Source organism: Streptomyces sp. NPDC057002 (genome assembly GCF_042673825.1).
Taxonomy (GTDB): Bacteria; Actinomycetota; Actinomycetes; order Streptomycetales; family Streptomycetaceae; genus Streptomyces.
Genome location: NZ_JBHURZ010000001.1, coordinates 884,843 through 903,567 on the forward strand (window position 1 = coordinate 884,843; position 18,725 = coordinate 903,567).

Here is an 18,725-nt window from a genome sequence, read left to right on the forward strand (position 1 = left end):
TCTCAGCTGATGGCGAGTTGGACCGTCCTGCGCAACCGTGGCACGTCAGGCCCTGCTCGCCCTGGCCCACCTTCGGTGCGGTGACACCTACGCCCAGCTCGCAGCCGGGTTCGGCATCGGAATCGCAACCGTCTACCGCTACATACGTGAAGCCATCGAGGTTCTGGCCACCCTCGCCCCGATCTTGACCGAGGCGATGAAGACCATCCGGACCAAGGCGTTCGTCATCCTCGACGGCACCCTGCTGCCCATCGACCGCATCGCCGCCGACACCCCGTACTACTCCGGGAGACACAAACGCCACGGCATGAACGTCCAGGTCCTCACCGATCCGTTCGGACGGCTGCTCTGGGCCTCGCCGGCTCTGCCCGGCTCGACCCACGATCTGACCGCCGCCCGGCAGCACGGGATCATCGACCCCCTCGCCGCAGCGGTGCTCAGGTGCTGGGCGGACAAGGCGTACCAAGGAGCCGGTGGGCACGTCCGGGTCCCGTTTCGGGGCCGTCGCCTCAAGGAGTGGAAGCGCCGCCACAACACCACCCACGCCAAGATCCGTTGCCTTGGCGAGCAGGCCATAGCCACCCTCAAGGGCTGGCGGCTCCTGCGGAAACTCCGGTGCAGCACCAACCGCATCACCAACGTCGTGAAGGCAGTAGTCGTCCTTCACCACGCATCAGCGTGAGGTTGGAAAACGCTCCGTCTACCAGGAGCTTTCTTCATGCCCTCCGCCAGGGCTGCCAGCCCAACCACCCGTCAGGTTGGAAAGGCTCACTGCCCAAGATCCACTTTCGATACACGGCCTAGCAGGCCGGGCCGGTTCGGTGGACCTCGGCAATCCACTGGCGCGAGGGCGCTTTCGGCTCATATCCTGATCCGTTCTTCGATGATCAACTACCACACGGAGGCTGCGAGTTGATGGACGTAGCGAGGATGATGGCTCAGCTTGATGAGCTTATTGCTGAGTACCGAGAAATGATCAGCACCCGTACCGAAGGAGTACTGGCCTCTGATCGAGCCAAGCTCCTTGTGAGCCGTCTCGAAGCCGCTATCGATCGCTTGGCGCCTCCTGGTAGTAGCTACGTAAGGCAGCTAGATGTCTATCGGGAACAAAAGCGAACCTCGCTGAAGATTCGCGAGGTCTTTAGCATTGCTCTTGGCCTCCATCACGATCTGGCATCCGGATGGGTGGAGACAGTTCTTGAGATGGTGCACGCTGACACCCATAGCGATTACCTGGATATGGCAGAGACGTTGTTGCAATCGGGGTACAAGGACGCCGCAGCTGTCATCACAGGTACGTCATTGGAAGTTCATGTGCGAACGCTCTGTGCTAAATATGGCGTAGACACCGAACTGGCCAGTGGTGTACCGAAGAAGGCCGACGTCATGAACGCCGACCTTAAGAAGGCTGACGTCTATGACGGACTACGGCAAAAGCAGATTACGGCCTGGATGGACCTGCGCAACAAGGCGGCTCACGGTGACTACCAAAGCTACGACGAACACCAGGTACGTATGTTCATTTATGGCGTGCGGGACTTCATGCTGAAGTACTCGGCATAGCGCGCAGACAAGGGGACTAAACGATGGCCAACATCGACAAGGTAGTCGAGCAGCTCAACTTTCTGATCAAGGCTTCCGAAAACTACGCACGGAACGATAACTGGTCTCTCCTGCATGACGGGGCAGACGACCCCGTTGTTCTCAGCAACCGGCTCGAAGCCGCAATCGAGCGAGCTACGCGACCGACCTCTATGTATATGAAGCAGCTTGACACTGCCCGCCGTAGAGTACAGCCTTATCGACTCAGAGAAGTGCGCATCGTCGCACTGGCACTACGTGACGATTTGGTCGCCGGGTGGGTTGAATCGGTCGTCGAGCTGGTGCACGCCGACACCTACCGCGATTACTTGGAAATGGCGGAGGGGCTGCTTGCCAAGGGATACAAAGACGCCGCGGCCGTCATCACGGGAACGTCCCTCGAAGTTCATGTGCGCGCTCTGTGCGCGAAGAACAATGTGACGACGGCAGTGGCAGGCAAGCCAAAGAAGGCCGACACTATGAACGCCGACCTCAAGAAGGCTGGAGTGTACGACGGCTTGCAGCAGAAGGAAGTTACCGCCTGGATGGACCTCCGGAACAAGGCAGCCCACGGGGACTACGCCGACTACGACCGCGATCAGGTACGTCGGCTCATCGGTGGAGTAGAAGCCTTCATGAGGAAGTACCCAGCGTAGGCGAGCCCAATAGGTCAGGGGTAGGTGTGAAGATTTCTCACTAGCAGCCACCCTTAGCGTACGGATGACTTGGGCCATTGTGATGATGTCAGGTGCGCCGAGAATGATTCTGATCGAAAGAAGAGGGAATAATGACAGTTCAAGATGATGTGGTGGCGCTCGGCATAAGAAGTGATGCTGCCTATGTCGGCCGGTTCAGTCGCGATTTGGGTGCATCGAGAGCCTCCGGACACAGCGGTACCATCATGTTCTGTTTGGCGCCGTACCTGTCACTGTTTGTACATGAGTCGTATAGCAAGCTCAAGCGCATTGATCCCGCCTTGCCCGCCTTGTTGTCGGCTGACGCCGAATCAATCGTGGCGCGTTCACGCCACAGTTTGAAGCTTTTCGAGGACAACCGGCGCGGCATTGAAGGGCAGCTTGCGTACTTCCGTGACGAGATCTCGCCTGCACACGCGGATAGGTTCCTGAACAACACGTGGCTTAAGGCCGCCCGCTTTCTAGAGACAGACTTGGGTCTCTATAGCTACGACGGAAGGATTATCTCGACAACGCATGCCGCCACGTTCCATCTGGGATTTGATCCTGTCGCACTACTGGAGGAGGGGTCGGGTCCGAATCTGCAATCCGTCTACGAAGAGTACGGCCGTTACTTCCGCGGGCTGGGCGCGAGGACCGATTCAGGCGCGAAGACCTTTGTGAGTCATCTCGATCCGATGCGCTTTGATCAGCGGGACAACGACGTTCGATCGACTAAGTACTACGGTCGGGTATTTAATGGCAAGGGTACGCCAGACATCAACCGGCTACTGATGGTTTTCCGGGGTTTGATGAATTTCGTCGACTCGATGGTCGGGCTGGGCGCAGATGCGAATGAGGTCGAGTACACCGTATTCAAGATACGCTTTCTGACCCTGTACCAGGTTCTTGGCAGCTTGCAGATGCTTCATGACGAACGACCCGGTGACCTCACCACGCAGTCCACGAGGCTTATCGAGAAGATCACGGGCACGTGGTCGGCAAGCCTGATTATGGATCGCTCAGCAAAGCCGTTCCGCAACACCCTGATGCACTACAACCTAGACTCTCGCGTCGACCTGGCGAGAGTGGATGCAACTCAGCCACTCTTTGGACTCGTGCCGATCTATTTTCCGTCGCACGACGCTGCATCGTTCGTCGAGGCCGTTGACAGCTGTATCGAGGAAACTGCATCGGTCATAGAGGAGTGGGCTACTGCCTGAGCAGTGAGCGCGGAGTTGGTTCGGCGGGCACGGGAACTCGACCGTCTGCACATAGAACAGCCCTGCGGCCACTGATCGCGGGGTGCTTGGCTTGCGCGGCTTGTTCAGGAGGACCTGGCAGGCGCGGCCGGCGCAGGGTTGGTCGGCTCGATCTATGCGGCCGTCTCCAGCTTCCCGCTCCTGGTGTCTTTGACGGCAACGCTGACGGCTACGACACCGATCAACCACCGTCTACGGCTGTCCTGCCAGAGGCCGTTGGCAGCGCCGGCACAACAGCACACACGCCAAGATCCGCTGCCTCGGCGGGCAGGCCATGGCCACCCTGAAGGACTGGCGCCTCCTACGAAAGCTCCGTTGCAGCACCAACCGCATCACCGCGATCGTCCAAGCCGTCCTCATCCTTCAGCCCGCCTCCGCGTGAGGTTGGAAAGGGCTCATTCCCCGGCCACCGCCAGCCGATCGCTTATGTGCCCCGCGGCGGCGCGCACGGACTTGACCACTTCGCCGAGCCGGCGGTCGGGGACCCGATGCTCCAAGGCGGCCACGCTCAACGCCGCCACGACAGCCCCGGAGGCTCCACGCACGGGGGCAGCGATACCGAGAATGTCGGCGTCGAGTTCACCCCGGCTGACGCAGTGTCCCTCGCTGCGGATCTCTGCGAGACGGGCAAGCACCACATCGACGTCCGTCATGGTGCGTGCGGTGAATCGCTGCAGCCGTTGCCCCTCAAGTAGTTCCCTGCACTCCTTCTCGGGCAGCCACGCGAGCAGCGCCAGGGCAGAGGCTCCGGCGTTGGCCGGCAGAATACTGCCGCGCTCGTACGAGATCCGCACCGGGTGCTCCGCCTCACACCTCTCGACGCAGATGGCGGCTCCTCCGGCGCGGCGCGTGAGCAGCACAGTCTCACCAACCTCGGCGGACAGGTCCCGCATCACGGGCAGGGCGATCTCCGACAGGCCGTAGCCACGCCGGGCCAGGCGTGCCAGTTCCAGTACCCGGAGCCCCAGACGGAAACCGCCACCCGGATCCTCTTCAAGAAAGCCGCTGCCGACGAGACTCTGCAGATAGCGGTAGGCGGTCGAGCGCGCCGTCCCCAGCGAAGTGGCGACTTCTTGCGCCGAAACGGACAGCTTGCTGTCCGAGAACAGCCCGAGGATGTCCAGCGCTCGGTCCGCGGTCGAATTGCGTTCCCGGTACTGACTGCCTGGAGCTGCTGAATCTGACTTACGTCCTGTCATGCAGGACATAGTAAGGGGCGACCCCGCTTTGCGCATACAACAACGGAGCCGCCCCCAAACAAGCTGGGAGGGGACGGCTCCGCGGGATCTACTGGACGGGCTGGTAGGCAGCACCACCGTCACTGAGCAGCCGTTCAGCCTCCGCGTAGATCTCCTCGGGAGACTTACCGAAATCGATACTCTTGCGGAACGGCTGCCGCACGTCCCGCTCGATTCGCAGGTAGACCTCGTTGCGGTTGCCTTCGGGGTCGAAGAAGTAGATGCCGAGGGCGTTCCCGTGAGTCACCTCCTGCTGCACCTTGACCCCCTTCTCCTCGAACCGGCGATGGAACGCACGCAGGTCCTCGACCGACTCCACACGCCAGGAGATCTGGTGCTGCTGCTTATCGCCGATGGGAGAGGTGCGCCCGGCCTGCAGCACGAACTCGTGGTGTTCCTCGTCCGGCTTCGCGCTGAAGAACACGATCTCGAAGCCGTCGTCTTCGTCTGTGACGGTCAGCCCCATGATGCGCTCGTAGAAGTCCCGCATCTTCGGTAGGTCGTACACCCAGAGTCCGGTGTGGCCGAGTCCGGTGATAGCCATGCTGCCACCCTTTGCTTGTCTCGTTATGCAGGACATCTATCCTGCTATACATACCTAGCGTACGATCGGTGTTCGCATAGGTCAATCAAGGAGAGGTGCACCTCACATGCGACTTGCGACTCTGCGAGTGGGCGACGGGACGCGAGCGGCTCGGCGCGAGGGGGACTCGTATGTCCTGCTTCCGGACGCCGATCTCGGCGTCCTGCTCGGCTCCGGCGGCGACTGGGCCGGGGCGGCGGCGGGCGCGGAAGGCGAACGCGTGGCAGCCTCCGACGCCGTGTTCGCCCCTCTGGTGCCGCACCCGAACAAGGTCATCTGCCTCGGCCTGAACTACGCCACACACATCAAGGAGATGGGCCGGGACACGCCTCAGTACCCGACGCTGTTCGCGAAGTACGACGGGTCGCTCATCGGCGCGTACGACGAGGTCACGATGCCCCTCGTCAGCGACCGGGTCGACTGGGAAGCCGAGTTGGGTTTCGTGATCGGCCGGGCGGCTCGTCATGTCCCGAAGGCGAAGGCGTTGGACTACGTCGCCGGCTACACCGTCGTGAACGATGTGACGGTACGTGACTACCAGCGCCGTACACGGGAGTTCCTGGCCGGCAAGACCTTCGAGGCGACCACTCCCGTGGGCCCCGAGTTGGTCACCGCGGACGAGTTCGGCGGCGCGGAGCCGGACCTGGAGATCCGCTGCGAGGTGGACGGTGAGGTGATGCAGCGCTCCCGCACGTCCGACCTGCTGTTCGGCATCGGCGACATCGTGTCCTACATCAGCGACATCATCACGCTGCTGCCGGGCGACCTGATCTGCACGGGGACACCCGGTGGCGTCGGCGACGGGATGAATCCCAAGGTGTACCTCAAGGAAGGTCAGGTGCTGCGGACCGTCGTTGAGGGGCTCGGCGAGACGCGCAACGTGTGCGTGCAGGAGACGACGCCTGCCTGAGCAGGCTTCACGCGTCGCTGTACAGGCCTACTGGTCGCGTCCAGGTTGCCCCCCTGCGCTCGCCAACAACTGCCTTCCCTCTTCGGTGAGGCAGGGCTCGACGAGTTCTCGCAACGCTCGGCCCAGCTACCAACGAGGAATCTGACCGGCGTCATACGGCGTCGTATTCTGCCGTCTTGAATGCGACGGCCATTCTCTCGATCATCGCGCGGCCACGAATCCTTCCAGCGGCACGGCCATGAAGCCGATATAGATCTCCTGCTGGATGCCCAGCAGGAGATCTTCCTTTCACAAGGAACTCAAGGAGTATCCGGGCACGTTCCACTGCCGGACCAGCGCCGAGTCGGTGGAGAGCCGCTACATGGCCGACTGACTGGCTGAACGGCTCGGCAAGGCGCGAGCTCAACCATGTACTGGCATGCCATGGATAAACGCTCCTCTCCTACTTCCCACGGGCCGCGCCCATAGTGGACCAGGGGAAGGTCCGCCCGGTTCAGGGTTCGGGACACTCCCCCACCATCCCTACAAGGAGAAGAGCCTGATCGTGGCCACCGAGAAATGGACCCCCGCCCCGCTCCCCGACCTGAGCGGGCGCACGGTGGTGGTGACCGGAGCCTCCAGCGGGCTCGGCGCAGTCACCGCCCGTGAACTGGCCAGGGCCGGGGCGCGAATCGTGCTGGCCGTGCGGAACCTGGCCAAGGGCCGGTCGGTGGCCGAGGGCATCAAAGGCGACACCGAGGTACGCGCTCTGGACCTGGGCGACCTGGCCTCGGTGCGCGCCTTCGCCGACTCCTGGTCGGAACCGCTGGACATTCTGATCAACAACGCCGGAATCATGGGCGTGCCACAGGGCCGGACGGCCGACGGTTTCGAGCTGCAGTTCGGCACCAACCACCTGGGGCACTTCGCGCTGACCAATCTGTTGCTTCCGCACATCAGCGACCGGATCGTCACGCTGTCCTCGGGCCTGTCCTTCATGGGGCGCATCCAACTGGACGACCTGAACTGGCAGAACCGCCCCTACAAGCCCATGCGCGCCTATGCGCAGTCCAAGCTTGCCAACCTGTTGTTCACTGTCGAACTGCAGCGCCGCCTCACCGAGAGGAGCAGCTCCGTACGGGCGCTGAACGCCCATCCCGGTGTGGCCACCACGCCACTCGAACAGCATCTGCGGGGCCTCACGGGTGCCTTCACCCGCTTCAGCTATCTCTTCTACGCGCAGAGGAAGGCCGAGTACGGCGCGCTGCCCGTCCTGTACGCCGCCACCCAGGACGTGGCCGGAGGCTCCTACGTCGGGCCCAGTGCCGCAACGGTGAGCGTCCTCGCATCGAGAAGCGCACCGCACGCGACACCGACCCCTCCATGGCGCGTCGCCTGTGGGACCGGTCCGAGGAACTGACCGGGGTCTACTATGGCTGACCATGCCCCGTACCCCTCAAGAGGACGCGGCATACCCACCTCGGACATCCACCGACGGAATAATGACAAAGTGGACCGATCCCAGCTTGCCGACTTTCTGCGTCGGCGCCGCGAGGCCCTGCAACCCGAGGACGTCGGCCTCACCAAAGGCCCGCGTCGCCGCACCCCCGGCCTGCGTCGCGAAGACGTGGCCGCGCTGGCCGGCATGTCGGTCGACTACTACGTCCGGCTCGAGCAGGAACGTGGTCCGCAACCGTCCGAACAGATGACCGCGGCTCTCGCTCGCGGCCTGCGTCTGTCCCTGGATGAGCGCGACCACCTCTTCCGCCTGGCCGGCCACGCCACCCCCGGACGCGTCTCCCGCAACGACCATGTCAGTCCCGCCATGATGCGTGTCCTGGACCATCTCCAGGACACGCCCGCCCAGGTCGTCACGGACCTTACCGAGACTCTCGCCCAGACCCGCCTGGCTACGGCCCTCCTTGGCGACCAGACCCGCTTCACTGGTCCGACCCGAAGCATGATCCACCGCTGGTTCACGGACCTCGGATGCCGTTCCGTCTTTCCCGAGGCCGACCACGACATGCACAGCCGCATCTTCGTCTCGCGCCTGCGCTCCGTTCACGTCGCTGGCGACCAGAGCCCCCGAACGACTGCGCTGATCCGACAGCTCACGGACACAAGTGCCGAGTTCACCCGGCTGTAGAACCAGCACGAGGTGGGTGTCCCCAAGGACGAGTACAAGACCGTCGTCCATCCCGAACTCGGGGAACTCCATCTGCACTGCCAGACCCTGCTCGCCACCTGCCGGGCCCGCAGCGGATGGTCGGCTGCGGGCCCGGCAGGTGTGCGAGGCGATGGACCTGGCGGTCGCGCCCAACAACATCAACAGCGTCCGCCTCAAGCTCAAGCGGCTGGCCGGCCGCGGGATCCTGGCCGAGACCGAGCCAGGCTTGTTCATCCAGCCTCGGCCATAGCCGACCGACGTCGCCACGAACCTGCCCGCTCGTCCCGCACGAAACGAAGAATCGGGCATCAGGTCTCATACCACCCTCTCAGGACTGTCATACGGTCCGAGTCCGCAGAGCCGCGGCGACGGCGGGGATGTCGTCCGGCCCCATGACAGCGGCGATGTAGCGGTCGGGTTTGACCAGGACGAACCGGTTGCGAGCGCTCGCGAGTGCTTCCTCCAGGCGCCCGTCGGCGTCCGCGACGGCTTCGCGTGTTCCATCGGCGGGTGGCAGCCGGTCGTCGAGCAGGACGTCGATGCGTTTGATGGCCAGCTTGCCGTCCGGCCAGCGGGGGCCGTCGAAGCGTCGCCAGGCTGCGTCGGGGACGTTGATACCCAGCAGGGCATACGACTTTCCGAGCATGTCGTCCAGCAGCTGAGGATGCAGACTCGGCGGGACCAGGACCCGCGGCTGCGGCATCTGCGTTCCCGTCAGGGGATGGGTGCCGACGATGAGTCCGGCCTGGTGACGTGCGCGGGGCCGGAACTTCATCTCGGTGAGGTAGCGCCTGCCCGGCGCCGTTCTCAGGAGGGTCCGGGCTGCTATGTCCCGCAGGAGCGCGCGTCGCCGATCGGTGGTCATGACGATGTCGCCGAGGCGTTCGGAGTAGCGGACCATGGCCGTGGCGTGGGGACGACGCTCAGCCTCGTAGGTGTCGAGCAGGCTTTCCCTTGCCCGGCCCTGCCACACGTCGTCGATCTTCCAGGCGAGGTTCGCGGCGTCCCTAACGCCTGAGTTGAGCCCTTGGCCGGCGAAAGGCGGCATCATGTGCGCGGCGTCGCCCAGCAGCAGCACGTGCCTGTCACGCCACCGGTCGGCTACCACGGCGTTGAAGGTATAGGCCGTGCAGCGCTCCACCTGGTCCTCTGCGAGCGAGCGATAGGGCGCGACCAGGGTGCGCAGGGTCTCGAAGTCGGGCTGAACTCCCTTCGCACCCTCTCCTGCGTGGAGGAGGAACTCGTAGCGGCAGCGGCCGCCTCGACCGGGCACGATCACGGTGGGCCGGTCGGGAGTCCCATGGTGCATGCCATAACGCTCGTCGTGGTGATCGCCGACGGTGTCGGCAACGAGCCAGACATGGTCGTGGCTGGTACCCGTCATACCGATACCGCACAACTCGCGCACACTGGAACGCCCGCCGTCGCAGGCCAAGACCCAGCTGGCATCGAGGAGTTCTGATTCGGTGTTGCCGGGCGTGCGGACGGTGGCGGTGACACCGGTGCCGTCCGCCTTCTCCTCCAGGGTGACCAACTCGGTGGAGAAGCGTACGTCAGCTTCGGGACGGGACTTCAGGGCGTCCAGGAGCAGCCTTTCCAGTTCCGGCTGAGCGAACTGGTTCTTGAACGGGAAGCCGAGTCGGTAGGCCTGCGGACCGCGGGCGTGGAAGAGGGATCGGCCCTTGCGGTCGTAGTAGCGAGTGCCGGTACCAGGAACGACGATTTCCAGAACCTTGTCCGCGAGACCCGCCGTCTGCAGGGTTCGCAGTGACTCGTCGTCCAGGCTGATGGCTTTGGCCTCGTCACTGGTGGAGGCGTTGCGCTCCACCAGGACGAGGGGCACACCGCGGGCCGCGAGGAGATTGGCGACGGTGAGGCCGACGGGACCACCACCCACAACGAGTACCGGATGCTGCGCCGGAGTCATAGGGTGACCACCGCCGACCTGAGAGAGGGCCTCATTGCGAGCTCCTGTCCTGGAATGAAGGACTAACGTCCTGAACTACAGCAATCATAGGAGCCGGAGCGCCGAGATGCGAGGCTCGAGACCGCGAAAGCTCTAGCCCTAGAGGCTTTTCGTCTCGACAAGAACAACTCATATCCTGTCTTTCACCCCCAATGCTCCACCCCTGCACCGGCCTCGAAGGGTTCGACCGGCTTCATTCGGAAGGCCGGCCTGGCAACTTCCAGGGGCGGGCATCGATCAGGCGTGATGGAGCGGCCCGCGGCTGCCCTTCGCCGACGTTGGCCCCATCGCCACTCGCTGGACGCGGCGCGAGTATCCGAGGGGGTGACCGCGGGCGGCCCAGCCTGCGGGCAAGGCCGGGACACAGGGGGTAGTGGTCCCCCGTGGGGCGTGATTGGCGGGGTCACCGTCAAGCCGCCACGGAAGCCGGCGGGAACTGAGGCCGCGTCGGTCATGTCGAGCCGCGCGTCGGTCGCCGCCACGCCATCGCCTCGGCATTCGGACTCCCCCAGCGACCGCCGCTGATCGCAGCCGCCGGAGGGGCCCTCGCGATCAAGATCCACTCGGCCCGTTAGCACCTTGACGGCATCAGCTGCAGCGCCACATTATCAATGTAATCATCATGGCGAATTGGCGCGCACCACCGCCCGCCCGCCGGTCCCCGTCTGCCTGCGCCGGCTGACCCATCCGAGGAAGCACCCTATGGACAAGACACTGGCCACCGCCGAAGAGGCCGTGGTCGACATCGCCGACGAATCCACCGTCGCCGTGGGCGGGTTCGGCCTGTGCGGCGTCCCCGAGACCCTCATCCGCGCCCTGCACGCGCAGGGTGCCCGCGACCTGGAGATCGTCTCCAACAACTGCGGCACTGACGACCACGGCCTCGGCATCCTGCTCGCCGACGGCCGCATCAACCGAGTCACTGGCTCCTACGTCGGCGAGAACAAGGAGTTCGCCCGCCAGTACCTGACCGGCGAACTCGAGGTCGAACTCACCCCGCAGGGCACACTGGCCGAACGCCTGCGCGCAGGCGGGGCCGGGATCCCCGCCTTCTACACCGCGGCAGGAGTGGGCACCCAGGTCGCCGAGGGCGGCCTGCCCTGGCGCCATGCGGCCGACGGGTCGGTCGCCGTCGCCTCACCGGCCAAGGAAGTACGGGGCTTCAACGGCGTCTCCTACGTCCTGGAACGTGCCATAACCACCGACTACGCCCTCGTCCGCGCCACACGCGGCGACCGGCACGGCAACCTCGTCTTCGACAAGTCGGCCCGGAACTTCAACCCGCTCGTGGCCATGGCCGGGCGCATCACCGTCGCCGAGGTCGAGGAACTCGTCGAACCGGGCGAGCTCGACCCCGACGAAATCCACCTGCCGGGCGTGTTCGTTCAGCGGGTGATCGCCCTCGCCCCCGGCCAAGCAGCCGACAAGCCTATCGAGAAGCGGACGGTACTGGCCTGATGTCCTGGACCCGAGACGAAATGGCGGCCCGCGCCGCCACCGAACTCCACGACGGCGACTACGTCAATCTTGGCATCGGTCTGCCGACCCTCGTCCCGAACCACATCCCGCCCGGTGTGGAGGTCGTGCTCCACTCTGAGAACGGCATCCTCGGCGTGGGTCCGTACCCCCGGGACACCGACGTTGATGCGAACCTGATCAACGCGGGCAAGGAGACGGTCACGGTCCTGCCCGGAGCCTCCTTCTTCGACTCCGCGCTCTCCTTCGGCATGATCCGCGGCGGTCACATCGACACCGCGATCCTCGGCGCCATGCAGGTCTCCGCTGCGGGCGACCTCGCCAACTGGATGATTCCCGGCAAGATGGTCAAGGGCATGGGCGGCGCGATGGACCTCGTACACGGTGCCCGCCGCGTCATCGTCCTCATGGACCACACCGCCAAGGACGGCACCCCGAAGATCGTCCAGGACTGCACGCTCCCCCTCACCGGCCGTGGCTGCGTGCACCGCATCATCACCGACCTCGCCGTCATCGACGTCACGGCCGACGGCCTGACACTCATCGAGACGGCTCCCACGGTGGCGGCGGACAAGGTGATCGCGGCGACCGCCGCCAATCTGAAGGTGTCTCCCAACCGCGCGTAGCGTGGTGCCCCCGCAGTGACCGAGGCATAGCGCAAGGGCGGTACTGGATCCGGTACCGCCCTTGCGCCGTTTTCCCGGACGCGACCGCACTGTTAGGGATTCACGACCGCCATCCAGATCGGTTCGGTCCGGTTCTGCATCGCGGCCACGGCCTCTTTCACCTCCGCGAGCGGGTAGCGATGGGTGATGAGTTCCTCCACGTCGAGGGAGTCTCGGGCGAGCAGATTGAGCACCTCCTGGGCATCGGTGCGTGTGCAGGACCGCGTGCCCACGATGCGCCAGCAGTTGACCATGATCGCGATCATGGGGATCATCAGCGGGCTGCGGTTCGCACCCATGTGCACGAGGGTGCCACCGGTGGTGAGTGCTGCCAGCGACTGGGCGGTGGCCGGCCCGTCCGGCACGTAGTCCAAGACGGCGTCCGCCCCTTCGGGAACGAGGGCGCGCAGGGCATGGGTCAAGCCGCCCTCCTTGGCCCAGTTCGCCGGGAGTTCTTCGAGCGCCACGGTGTCGATGCGGATGTCACCGGCTAGCGGACGGACGGCTGCGAGCCGTTCGGCGCTGCGCCCGACGAGGATCAGCCGGGACACACCGAAGTACCGGGCGAGCTTGATGGTGGCGGTGCCCATGGTGCCGGTGGCAGCGGTGACCACGAGGGTCGCGCCGAGCGGCAGGTCGGCGCACTTCAGGGCACGGACGGCGTTGGCCAGGTCGTGGACCTTGGCGCCGACGTCGAAGGACACGTTGTCGGGCAGCGTATCGACGAGCCGGTGCGGAATACGGATGTACTCGGCCAGGCCGCCGTCGTGGTAACGGTCGTACAGCGGCATGGGAACGTCACCGAACGCGGCATGCCCGATCATCGCCTGCTGCGGGCACATCATGTCCCGGTCGGAGCGGCAGTAGTCGCACGTGCCGCAGTTGAGGTTCGGGTGCACGCGTACGCGGGTGCCGACGGCGGCCGCATCGATCTCGCTGCCCACAGCCACGATCGTGCCGGCGGCCTCGTGTCCGAGTGTGGTGGGCAGGTGTTTGAAGGCGCCCTGGGCGAGCAACGCCATCATGCCGGGGGCGAGGCCGGCGGAGGCCACCTTCACCAGGACGTCCTGGGGTCCGAGCTCGGGGGTGGCGATCTTGTGTAGATGGAGCGCGCCGGAGCCTTTCTCGGCGCGCGCTGCGAGCATGGCGGTCATGGTGTGCGGCTCCTACGTCGTGTCAGGCCTGCAGTGCGGCCAGGAATTCGGGGGTGTACGGCTCGGCGGTCCTGGTCGTCTCGGCGATCTGCGGAAGCTCGCGGTCGGAGAACAAGGCGATGTGCTCGCTGTCCTCGGCGCACACGCTCGTGTAGGCGATGCCGAGCGGGACGCGGACGAAGTCGCCCGGCTCGAGTTCGACGATTCCGCGCTGGCTGACAAGGGTGCGGCGGCCGCTGATCTGGTACTGGACCTCGTCGGCGTCCAAAGTGCGGCGGTACACCCGCTGGGCTCCGGGCGCCAGCCGGACCGTGCCGAGGCGGAAGCCGGCGGAGCGGTACAGCCAGGTCATGCCCAGGTCGCCGCTAACGGTGAGAACCTGGAGGCGTTCCTTGTCCGTGTGCACCTGTTCCAGCAGCCGCAGTTCGTCGACGGGGGTGACGGTGATGTCGTGGCCCGGGGTGCCCATGCACTGGGTGACTGCCTCGTTGACCTTGCCCGGTTGCCAGCCGGGAAAGGCGGGGAAGACGGCTTCCGACTTCCGGACGGGGTTGCGCTCCTCCCGGACCGGGGCGGGCGCGTAAAAGAGGAGATGACTCTCACGGCGCCCGTAGTTGTCGTGGGCGACGCCACGGGGCAGCCGGGAGAACTCGCCGGGACGGTGCTCGACGACGCCGAGTTCGGTCATCAGAGTGCGGTCACCCGCGATCTGGTACGAGATCTCGTCGACGTCGCAGTTGCGGTGGTAGAAGGGCTGGCGGTTGTCCATCGTCTGCCACTCGACGCGGAGTTGGGCGCTCTCGTAGATGCCTCGCGGCGGCGCGAACGGCACGGCCTCGTACACCTGTGGGAAGTGCACCACGCTCAGCGGCTCGTGGTCCCTCCACAGCTTTACCGGGAAGGGGTTGGGGTGGGGAGGTGAGAGCAACAGGTGCTCGTCCCGTTCGACCAGACGGGACGGCTCGTCGGAGCAGACGACCGCGATGACTTCGGTGACGTTGGCCATGAAACTTCCTTGTTGCGTTTGTTTCGTCGGGAAGAGGACTGCTCAGGCGGCCGCAGGCAGGTGCTTGTCGAGGAAGGCGTGGGTGCGCTGCCAGGCAGTGGACGCCCTGTCCTCGACGTACATGTGCGGACGGGCGTCGCAGGCGAAGGCATGCCCGGCGCCGTCGTAGACGTGGCTCTCGAACTGGACCCCTGCGCTGCGCAGTGCCTCGTCGATGGCCGTGACCTGCTCCGCGGGGATGGTGGGGTCCTCGGACCCGACGTGCAGCAGCACGGGGGCGTCGATGTCCTTGGCCCGGTCGACGACCGCGTGCGGGCCGGCTGCGATGCCGGGGCCGTAGAAGACGACGATGGCCCCGAGCCCGCCGATCCCGGTGGCGGCGGTGAAAGCCGCTCGGCCGCCGAAGCAGAACCCATTGATCGCCGTACGGGAGGCCGGGACGCCTTCCTGCTCCGTGAGGTGGGCGACGACGGATTCGACATCAGTGACGATCGCGTCCGGTCCGATGGCGCCGATCAGCGGCATGGCCTCGGCGTGCTGTTCGTAGGCGAGGGTGCCGACACCGTTGCGGTGGAACAGGTCGGGTGCGAGGGCGAGGAAGCCTCGGGCGGCGTAGCGGCGGGCGATGTCCTGGATGTGGTCGTTGACCCCGAAGGCCTCCTGGAGCACGACCACGGCGCGGTCGGCGGGCTGCGCGGGGCGGGCGGTGTACACACGCATGGGTCCCTCGGCCGTGGAGACCGTGATCCAGTCGGCCGTCGGGGTGGCGGGGTTGTGCTGGTCGTTCATGGTGTTGAGTCCTTCGTCGGAGGCAGTTGATGCCGCGGCCCGTGCGGGGAACGGCGGACGGTTCAGGGCATGGAAGGCCTAGCCGGCGGGGCCGCAGCTGACCTGATCGGATGTCATGCCACGGGCAGCGCGGTGTAGTAGCGAGCTGCCCCGGGGTGCAGTGGGATCGGGGCCTTGCCCATGGTGACGGGGTCGAGAGGGTAGGTGATCGGGCTGCGTTCGGGAGCCAGGTGCCGGTACTGGCCTTCGATGATGTGCCGGGTCTCCCCCAGGACCCATGCGATCGCATAGGCGACGTCATCGGCGAGATCGGCGCGGGTGAGCACGAGGAAGTCGGAGAAGTCGAGGGTCTTGAAGGCGGACCGGCCGGGGAAGTAGCCGTCGTCGACGACGGACGCCGGCCAGCCGAAGTCATCGTGCAGGCCGTCGAGAACGCCGTCCTCCACTTCGAGGAAGTTCATGTCGCGGCCGAACTCCTGCCAGGCGGGCAGCATGATCGCCTCGTGCACGATTGCGTTCGCCCGGCCCTCCTTGACGTGGTCGAGCGACTCGAACGGCCGCTCATCCTCGAGCAGTTCACCGCTCCAGCCAGTGATGTCGACGCCCGACCTGGTCAGGACCTCGTGCGCGGCCAGCCCCACGTGGTTGACGCCGTCGTGGACGGAGGTTGCGAGCCGCAGTGCGGGCTTGTGCTCACGCAGTTGGGCGAAGGTGGAAACGCCCAGGTCCTTGTGCACGGCCACGACCAGACGGTCCCGTTGCGGCACCACACCGAGAGCCCGTAGGTCCGGGAAGAACTCGTCCGCGTACACACCGCGCCCGTCGAGTGCCGCGGTCACGAAGGCCGCGGGTGTGGCCACTGCCACCTGCACTTCACCGCGCCCCACGGCCCGTACGGCGTCACTGAATCCCCGACTGTTCCACGTGGCGATACGGGTGTGGGGACCGCAGCGGTCCGCGAGCTCCTGCGCGATCCAACCGCAGACCCGGTGCAGGTTGGCGCTGCCCCAGTCACCGCGAAGATGCAGGGTGAGAGAGCGATCGATCTTCGGCTCGGGTGGCCGGGCGGGCGAGGCGTTGGATGAACTCACGATGGCTCCGGTCCTAGATTTGAGGACAATGGTCCTGCCTTTCGGTCAGCATAGAAGGCGGGACGCCGAGATGCGAGAAGCGGGGCGCCATGAATCTAGCTATATACCTCTAGCGCTAGACTTGCCAATATACCTCTAGACCTATAGGCGTGATGCGAATGAGTCAGCGAAAGTCCGAGCAACTGCCCGTGGACCTGGTTCGCCTCGTGTGGACGCTGCACCGAGTACTCCGCCGGCGCCAGGCACCACCGCCCGGCGAGTCGGCGCGGCCGCTCGCCCAGGTGGAAGTGTTGCGCCTCGTCGACAGCCAGCCTGGCATCACGGTCCGTGAAGTCGCGGCTGCGCTGGGCATGCAGCCGAACAACGTCAGCACGCTCGTAACCCGGCTCACCCGGGATGTCTTCATCGACCGCCGACACGGGACACACGACCGACGGTTCGTCGAGCTCCACCCCACCGGCAAGATGCTCATAGCCGGTGGCGAAGTCAACGAGAGCCTCGACAAGGCGATCAGCGGAGCCCTGCGCCAGCTGCCGCCCGAGGCAGAGCAACGGATCAGCGCCGCACTCCCCGAGCTGTGGGAGCTGGCACGGGCTCTCGCTCGGACCTCCTAGATCACTCGTCGTAGCACACGAAGAGACGCGGCGCGCCGCCCTCGTCGGGGATGGTCGGGTCGTCCACGGCCCGGACGCCCTTCGCCACCGTCTCGCCTGTCCGGGGGTCGATGACCCGGTAGCCCCGTGGAAACGCCTGAGCGGTTTCGAACGGCAGCCACAGAGGGCCTCCGTGTTCGCTGTAGCCGATGTACAGGGTGCCGTCTTCGCTGGTCAAACCTCTCGCACCGAGGGCCCGTTCCCAACTCGGGCGCGCGTCGGTCAGCGGCAGTCCGTCCAGGATGCGGCCGACGAGGCCGACGTACCGGGAACCCTCGAAGTCCAGCGCTTCCCGCCAGCCGCATCCGGGGGCGAGGAAGAAGGGCACGTGATCGGGCTCGTCGGCGTGCAGCACCCACTGCCAGAGGCTGCCCGCGCCGTAGACGACGCCCATGGTGCCGCCGGCGCACAGGTTGGACCAGGCCTCGTGGCCCTGCCACCAACCGCCCGCCTTCCCTGTCTCCCCCGAGTTCTCGTACGTGGGCTCCCCGTTGGCGACGCCCTTGACCGGTTCGTTGCGCCACATGTCAGCGACCCGCTCGGGCAGATGCTCGCCGCGGTGCCCGGTCTGGCACCACTGGAAGTCGAGCCAGGCGGCGTCCTGGTGCGCACGGTTGTGGGCATGCGGCCGGTAGTGAATGCCGCAGGGCTGACCGTAGGCGTCCCAGGCCTCGATCTCCTCGCCACCAGCCCCGATCTGCGGCTCCTCACCGGAACCGTCGGCGCCCACCAGGTAGATCACGGGGCGGGCACCGTAACGGGCCACCAGGTAGCGGCAGTAGCGCGCATACTCCTCCGGCGGCACCACGGTGCCCGCCACCGACCGCCCCTTCCAGCCGAAGCCCTGGAAGACCGGCTGGAGGACGGGCACGATGCCGTGGTCACCAAGGATGGCCAACAGCCCGTCCAGGTACTGGAAGTAGGCGGGGTCGAGTTCTGTGAGGCGACCGTCCTTCAGGTCCTCGAAACCGACGCCGAAGCCTTCGTCCTGGGTGCGGTCGCGGGGGCCATGGGCGTGCATGTCGGGCTGCACGCTCATGAGGAGGACCGCGTTGAAGCCTTTCTCGGCGCGGTCGGACGCGTAGACGCGTGCGTCCTCGTGCGTGGCCCGCCAGGGCAGTGCCCATGCCGTGTCGGCGACCAGCAGGGCCGGCGTGCCGTCGGCGTGCACCAGGCTGCGGCCACCAGGCGACATGCGCCAGAAGCCGTGCCGTTGGAACCGGTCGACAGGCTCAGCCGATACGAGGACGAGTTCACCGGCGCGGCCCACAAGTCCGGGGTCGTCGACGTTGCCGTCCGTACGCCAGCTCCACCTGCCCGAAGCGAGCGGCGAGGTAAAGCGTATGCGCCAGGTGGAGCCTCCGTCCCAGAAGGCGGGGCGGCGCAGCATGGTGCCGGTGGGCTCGTGCGTGAAGTCAGCCCACAGGTCGACATCCAGGTACGGGTTGGCATAGTCACGTTCGGCAGTGAGCGGGAACTCGGCCTCGCGCCAAGCGGAGACGTTCATCGGTGGGATTCCTCGCATGTCCGG

The 18,725-nt window shown here is 65.7% G+C and carries 16 protein-coding genes and 3 pseudogenes; 11 read left to right on the forward strand and 8 right to left on the reverse strand.

Annotated elements, in window-relative coordinates; genetic code table 11:
- Positions 1-43 precede the first annotated feature (43 nt).
- The 5 genes and pseudogenes from ACFT32_RS03980 to ACFT32_RS04000 form a co-directional block, all read left to right on the forward strand.
- Positions 44-682, forward strand: a pseudogene (locus tag ACFT32_RS03980) (transposase family protein); the annotation flags it as partial.
- Between the two features lie 233 nt (positions 683-915).
- Entirely contained in the window at positions 916-1,563 is a 648-nt protein-coding gene (locus ACFT32_RS03985; RefSeq protein WP_382485534.1) for a hypothetical protein, read from the forward strand.
- A 23-nt stretch (positions 1,564-1,586) separates the two neighbouring features.
- Positions 1,587-2,237 carry a hypothetical protein gene (locus tag ACFT32_RS03990; protein WP_382485536.1) on the forward strand — a complete coding sequence of 217 codons (651 nt, stop codon included), beginning with the start codon at positions 1,587-1,589 and terminating at the stop codon, positions 2,235-2,237.
- 131 nt (positions 2,238-2,368) lie between these two features.
- Positions 2,369-3,478 (forward strand): hypothetical protein, encoded by a 1,110-nt coding sequence (locus ACFT32_RS03995; RefSeq protein WP_382485538.1) that lies wholly within the window; start codon positions 2,369-2,371, stop codon positions 3,476-3,478.
- A gap of 241 nt (positions 3,479-3,719) precedes the next feature.
- Positions 3,720-3,899: pseudogene (locus tag ACFT32_RS04000) on the forward strand (IS5/IS1182 family transposase); the annotation flags it as partial.
- 13 nt (positions 3,900-3,912) lie between these two features.
- Here the strand turns inward: ACFT32_RS04000 and ACFT32_RS04005 are convergent.
- A complete protein-coding gene (locus ACFT32_RS04005; RefSeq protein ID WP_382485540.1) occupies positions 3,913-4,716 on the reverse strand; it encodes an IclR family transcriptional regulator in 804 nt (267 codons plus the stop codon).
- 88 nt (positions 4,717-4,804) lie between these two features.
- Entirely contained in the window at positions 4,805-5,299 is a 495-nt protein-coding gene (locus ACFT32_RS04010) for a VOC family protein (RefSeq protein ID WP_382485542.1), read from the reverse strand.
- Between the two features lie 106 nt (positions 5,300-5,405).
- Between ACFT32_RS04010 and ACFT32_RS04015 the strand changes: the two genes are divergently transcribed.
- The 3 genes and pseudogenes from ACFT32_RS04015 to ACFT32_RS04025 all read left to right on the forward strand — a co-directional run.
- Complete coding sequence (locus tag ACFT32_RS04015; protein ID WP_382485545.1) at positions 5,406-6,248, forward strand: fumarylacetoacetate hydrolase family protein; 843 nt, start codon at positions 5,406-5,408, stop codon at positions 6,246-6,248.
- A gap of 544 nt (positions 6,249-6,792) precedes the next feature.
- Positions 6,793-7,647 (forward strand): oxidoreductase, encoded by an 855-nt coding sequence (locus tag ACFT32_RS04020; protein WP_382485548.1) that lies wholly within the window; start codon positions 6,793-6,795, stop codon positions 7,645-7,647.
- Positions 7,648-7,737: 90 nt separating this feature from the next.
- Positions 7,738-8,466, forward strand: a pseudogene (locus tag ACFT32_RS04025) (helix-turn-helix transcriptional regulator); the annotation flags it as partial.
- Positions 8,467-8,731: 265 nt separating this feature from the next.
- Here the strand turns inward: ACFT32_RS04025 and ACFT32_RS04030 are convergent.
- Positions 8,732-10,321, reverse strand: a complete 1,590-nt coding sequence (locus tag ACFT32_RS04030) for a bifunctional 3-(3-hydroxy-phenyl)propionate/3-hydroxycinnamic acid hydroxylase (RefSeq protein ID WP_382485550.1) — start codon at positions 10,319-10,321, stop codon at positions 8,732-8,734.
- A 741-nt stretch (positions 10,322-11,062) separates the two neighbouring features.
- Here ACFT32_RS04030 and ACFT32_RS04035 point away from each other — a divergent pair.
- A complete protein-coding gene (locus tag ACFT32_RS04035) occupies positions 11,063-11,818 on the forward strand; it encodes a CoA transferase subunit A (protein WP_382485552.1) in 756 nt (251 codons plus the stop codon).
- Positions 11,818-12,462 carry a CoA transferase subunit B gene (locus ACFT32_RS04040; RefSeq protein WP_382485555.1) on the forward strand — a complete coding sequence of 215 codons (645 nt, stop codon included), beginning with the start codon at positions 11,818-11,820 and terminating at the stop codon, positions 12,460-12,462. Before ACFT32_RS04035 ends, ACFT32_RS04040 begins: the two co-directional genes overlap by 1 nt.
- Before the next feature lie 92 nt (positions 12,463-12,554).
- Here the strand turns inward: ACFT32_RS04040 and ACFT32_RS04045 are convergent, their stop codons facing one another.
- From ACFT32_RS04045 to ACFT32_RS04060, 4 genes are all read right to left on the reverse strand, one after another.
- Positions 12,555-13,655, reverse strand: coding sequence for an alcohol dehydrogenase catalytic domain-containing protein (locus ACFT32_RS04045; protein WP_382485557.1), 1,101 nt, complete (start codon positions 13,653-13,655; stop codon positions 12,555-12,557).
- 22 nt (positions 13,656-13,677) lie between these two features.
- Positions 13,678-14,661, reverse strand: a complete 984-nt coding sequence (locus ACFT32_RS04050) for a hypothetical protein (protein ID WP_382485559.1) — start codon at positions 14,659-14,661, stop codon at positions 13,678-13,680.
- A gap of 42 nt (positions 14,662-14,703) precedes the next feature.
- Positions 14,704-15,450, reverse strand: coding sequence for a dienelactone hydrolase family protein (locus tag ACFT32_RS04055; RefSeq protein ID WP_382485561.1), 747 nt, complete (start codon positions 15,448-15,450; stop codon positions 14,704-14,706).
- A 113-nt stretch (positions 15,451-15,563) separates the two neighbouring features.
- Positions 15,564-16,541 (reverse strand): TAXI family TRAP transporter solute-binding subunit, encoded by a 978-nt coding sequence (locus tag ACFT32_RS04060; protein ID WP_382485563.1) that lies wholly within the window; start codon positions 16,539-16,541, stop codon positions 15,564-15,566.
- A 158-nt stretch (positions 16,542-16,699) separates the two neighbouring features.
- On the opposite strand from ACFT32_RS04060, the gene ACFT32_RS04065 reads away from it, so the two are divergent.
- The gene (locus tag ACFT32_RS04065) at positions 16,700-17,155 is read left to right on the forward strand and encodes a MarR family winged helix-turn-helix transcriptional regulator (RefSeq protein ID WP_382485566.1); all 456 of its coding nucleotides are present in this window, start codon (positions 16,700-16,702) and stop codon (positions 17,153-17,155) included.
- Position 17,156: 1 nt separating this feature from the next.
- On the opposite strand, the gene ACFT32_RS04070 is transcribed toward ACFT32_RS04065, so the two are convergent.
- Entirely contained in the window at positions 17,157-18,701 is a 1,545-nt protein-coding gene (locus ACFT32_RS04070; protein ID WP_382485569.1) for a DUF4038 domain-containing protein, read from the reverse strand.
- Positions 18,702-18,725 lie beyond the last annotated feature (24 nt).

Bases quoted from the DNA above. Each gene is read 5' to 3' on its own strand.
- ACFT32_RS03985 (WP_382485534.1), top strand. From the start codon at position 916: ATGGACGTAGCGAGGATGATGGCTCAGCTTGATGAGCTTATTGCTGAG.
- ACFT32_RS03990 (WP_382485536.1), top strand. From the start codon at position 1,587: ATGGCCAACATCGACAAGGTAGTCGAGCAGCTCAACTTTCTGATCAAG.
- ACFT32_RS03995 (WP_382485538.1), top strand. From the start codon at position 2,369: ATGACAGTTCAAGATGATGTGGTGGCGCTCGGCATAAGAAGTGATGCT.
- ACFT32_RS04005 (WP_382485540.1), bottom strand. From the start codon at position 4,716: ATGACAGGACGTAAGTCAGATTCAGCAGCTCCAGGCAGTCAGTACCGG.
- ACFT32_RS04010 (WP_382485542.1), bottom strand. From the start codon at position 5,299: ATGGCTATCACCGGACTCGGCCACACCGGACTCTGGGTGTACGACCTA.
- ACFT32_RS04015 (WP_382485545.1), top strand. From the start codon at position 5,406: ATGCGACTTGCGACTCTGCGAGTGGGCGACGGGACGCGAGCGGCTCGG.
- ACFT32_RS04030 (WP_382485550.1), bottom strand. From the start codon at position 10,321: ATGACTCCGGCGCAGCATCCGGTACTCGTTGTGGGTGGTGGTCCCGTC.
- ACFT32_RS04035 (WP_382485552.1), top strand. From the start codon at position 11,063: ATGGACAAGACACTGGCCACCGCCGAAGAGGCCGTGGTCGACATCGCC.
- ACFT32_RS04040 (WP_382485555.1), top strand. From the start codon at position 11,818: ATGTCCTGGACCCGAGACGAAATGGCGGCCCGCGCCGCCACCGAACTC.
- ACFT32_RS04045 (WP_382485557.1), bottom strand. From the start codon at position 13,655: ATGACCGCCATGCTCGCAGCGCGCGCCGAGAAAGGCTCCGGCGCGCTC.
- ACFT32_RS04050 (WP_382485559.1), bottom strand. From the start codon at position 14,661: ATGGCCAACGTCACCGAAGTCATCGCGGTCGTCTGCTCCGACGAGCCG.
- ACFT32_RS04055 (WP_382485561.1), bottom strand. From the start codon at position 15,450: ATGAACGACCAGCACAACCCCGCCACCCCGACGGCCGACTGGATCACG.
- ACFT32_RS04065 (WP_382485566.1), top strand. From the start codon at position 16,700: ATGAGTCAGCGAAAGTCCGAGCAACTGCCCGTGGACCTGGTTCGCCTC.
- ACFT32_RS04070 (WP_382485569.1), bottom strand. From the start codon at position 18,701: ATGAACGTCTCCGCTTGGCGCGAGGCCGAGTTCCCGCTCACTGCCGAA.